General features: G+C 67.5%; 3 protein-coding genes. 2 read left to right on the top strand and 1 reads right to left on the bottom strand.

Annotation, left to right across the window (positions count from 1 at the left end; genetic code table 11):
* Positions 1 to 351: hypothetical protein (locus tag ABZ622_RS41930; RefSeq protein ID WP_360552580.1), on the top strand; the 351-nt coding region annotated here is incomplete at its 5' end.
* 336 nt (positions 352 to 687) lie between these two features.
* Entirely contained in the window at positions 688 to 1,809 is a 1,122-nt protein-coding gene (locus ABZ622_RS41925) for an IS630 family transposase (RefSeq protein ID WP_360552578.1), read from the top strand.
* Between the two features lie 31 nt (positions 1,810 to 1,840).
* Here ABZ622_RS41925 and ABZ622_RS41920 read toward each other — a convergent pair whose 3' ends face one another.
* Positions 1,841 to 2,350: a DUF664 domain-containing protein gene (locus ABZ622_RS41920; protein ID WP_360552576.1), complete on the bottom strand. Its 510-nt coding sequence runs from the start codon at positions 2,348 to 2,350 to the stop codon at positions 1,841 to 1,843.
* Positions 2,351 to 2,730 lie beyond the last annotated feature (380 nt).

Here is a 2,730-nt window from a genome sequence, read left to right as displayed (position 1 = left end):
CAGGAGAAATTGATGCTCAAGCGAACCATGGTGACCCTCGCGACAGCCGTCCTCGGGTTGTCCGCTCTGGCTGCTGCCCCCGCTCAAGCAGCCCCCGTGGCCCAGGCCGATCCGCCCACCGGCTGCGTCACCTGGATCGAGTGGGCCCATGAGGGCCCCAACGTCCACTGGTACGGAGGGGGCAAGGTGCAGTGCGACACCGGCACCTACCAGGCCAAGGTGGTCTGCTACTCCGGGCAGCACGGCATGGGGTACGTCCTCTACGGCAACACCGTCGAGGCACCCGATGTGGCTGCGGTCACCTGCAACCCCGGCCACGTCGCGCAGAGCGTCCACGTCGTACCTGCGTAGCGGCATCCCGGACCTGCCACTGCCGAAGGGCGGAGCGTCCACGCGAGCCGGCCCTCTGCCTGTGGTATTCGCAAGCCGTGCCGCCAATCACGCGGCGGCAGCCGCGACGGCGCGGCCATCGTCATCATCACGGCCGGGACAACGGGGTGACGGGGCACCAACCACGCGTGCGTAGTACGCGTGGTTGGTGCCGGCCCCGGAGCGAGAATCAGCCGGTGACCACTCCCGGCCGCCCTCGGTTGGCGCGTCTAGTGCTCTGACCACGTAGGTTCGCCGGGGTGACCCTTGCGGCGGTTGGATGTGCGGTGACGTCCGATCCGACTGCTGGGGGGTGTGGTGGCTGAGCCTGTCCGTGTGCGCAGGTTGACCGACCAAGAGGGGCAGCGGCTCCAGCAGGTCGTGCGCCGGGGTAGCACGAGTTCGGTGAGCTACCGGCGCGCGATGATGCTGCTGGCCTCGGCCGGCGGGAACCGGGTCCCGGTGATCGCCCAGCTGGTGCAGGCTGACGAGGACACCGTCCGCGACGTGATCCACCGATTCAACGAGATTGGCCTGGCCTGTCTGGACCCTCGGTGGGCGGGAGGCCGTCCCCGCCTGCTCAGTCCTGACGACGAGGACTTCGTCGTGGCGACGGCCACCACCCGCCCGACCAAACTCGGCCAGCCCTTCACCCGCTGGTCGATCCGCAAACTCGCCGCCTACCTGCGGAAAGTTCACGGCCGCGTGATCCGGATCGGCCGTGAGGCGTTACGGTGCCTGCTGGCCCGCCGCGGCGTCACCTTCCAGCGCACCAAGACCTGGAAGGAGTCACCCGACCCCGACCGTGATGCCAAGCTCGACCGCATCGAACAGGTCCTGGAGCGGTTCCCGGACCGTGTGTTTGCGTTCGACGAGTTCGGCCTGCTGGGCATCCGCCCCACCGGAGGCTCTGGCTGGGCCCCTGCCGGCCACCCCGAGCGGCACCCCGCCACCTACCACCGCACCCAAGGCGTCCGCTACTTCCACGGCTGCTACTCGATCGGCGACGACACACTGTGGGGCGTCAACCGCCGCAAGAAGGGCGCGAACAACACCCTGGCCAGCCTCCGGTCGATCCGCGCGGCCCGCCCGGACGGCGCCCCGATCTACGTCATCCTCGACAACCTCTCCGCACACAAGGGCGAGCAGATCCGGCGCTGGGCCAGAAGGAACCGGGTCGAACTGTGCTTCACGCCCACCTACGCGTCCTGGGCCAACCCGATCGAGGCCCACTTCGGACCCTTGCGGCAGTTCACCGTCGCCAACTCCAACCACCGCCACCACACCGTCCAGACCCGGTCCCTGCACGCCTATCTCCGCTGGCGCAACAAGAACGCCCGCCACCCCGACGTCCTCGCTGCCCAGCGGAAGGAGCGTGCCCGCGTCCGCAGCGAGAAGGGCGTCCGCTGGGGCGGACGCCCTCTCAGGCCCGCGGCCTGAATACCCCTGTGAACTTGATCCAGTCGCAGATTTAGTCGGCGTAGGGGTTGCCGCCGAGCCACGTGGTGCCGTCGATCAATTCACGCGCCGCATCCAAGTGACCGCTATGGCATGCGACTTCAGTGAGCACGTGGATCACGATGCGCCGCGCATCAGGCAGTCGCCAGGTCGGCCAGATCTCCACGGGCCAGGCGGCGGGTTCCTGATCGGGCACGGCGGCGGCGATCACGGCGTCCGCGCGCGCGATGGCCGCCCGGTAGTCGTGGAAGACCTCCTCGGAGCTCATCGCCTCGGGTACGGACCAGTGTGCCTCCGCGCCTGCCACCAGCTGACCAGCCACATCCGGTTCGCCGGCGATCACCCCAGGGAACCAGAAGCGTTCGACATCCAGGGTGAGGTGGCGCACCAATGCCAGGCAGCTCCAGCCGCTGGGCAGCACTGGCCGCCGGAGATCCTTCTCCGAGAGCCCTGCGAGGATCCCGAGAACGTGCTGGCGCTGGCAATCCAGTGCGATCTTGAGGGCGTCCAGTTCGGCGTTCACCGGGCGGCGCACAATTCGGCGAGGGCTCGCCCGCTCTCCACTTCCCCCGCCGGGGCCCCGATGCGCTGGGAAACCTCGACCACCAGCTCGCCTGTCGTACTTCTCATCCTCACTCCTCCGTCAGCCCACTGAGCATGAACCTGAACTCAGCCTGGACGCTACACCGGGGGCACGACAGCACCTGACCGAGCACATTGGAGTCCCGCCCGACGCGGGTTACCACCAGACCCGTCCTGGGAAGGAGTGACCCGCCAACCGGTGAACGTTCCCGGTCACAGCACTAGGTCTGTTGTCGGAGTACGGCACGTACAAGAAGTACAACCACCACAAAACAAAAACAAAAACCAAAAAAAAAAACACGGGCGCAGACAAACAAGAAA

Source organism: Streptomyces sp. NPDC007164, assembly GCF_040634135.1.
Classification (GTDB): domain Bacteria; phylum Actinomycetota; class Actinomycetes; order Streptomycetales; family Streptomycetaceae; genus Streptomyces; species Streptomyces sanglieri.
The sequence above is the reverse complement of the archived record's forward strand: the minus strand, read 5'-3'. Positions and strand labels throughout refer to the sequence as shown.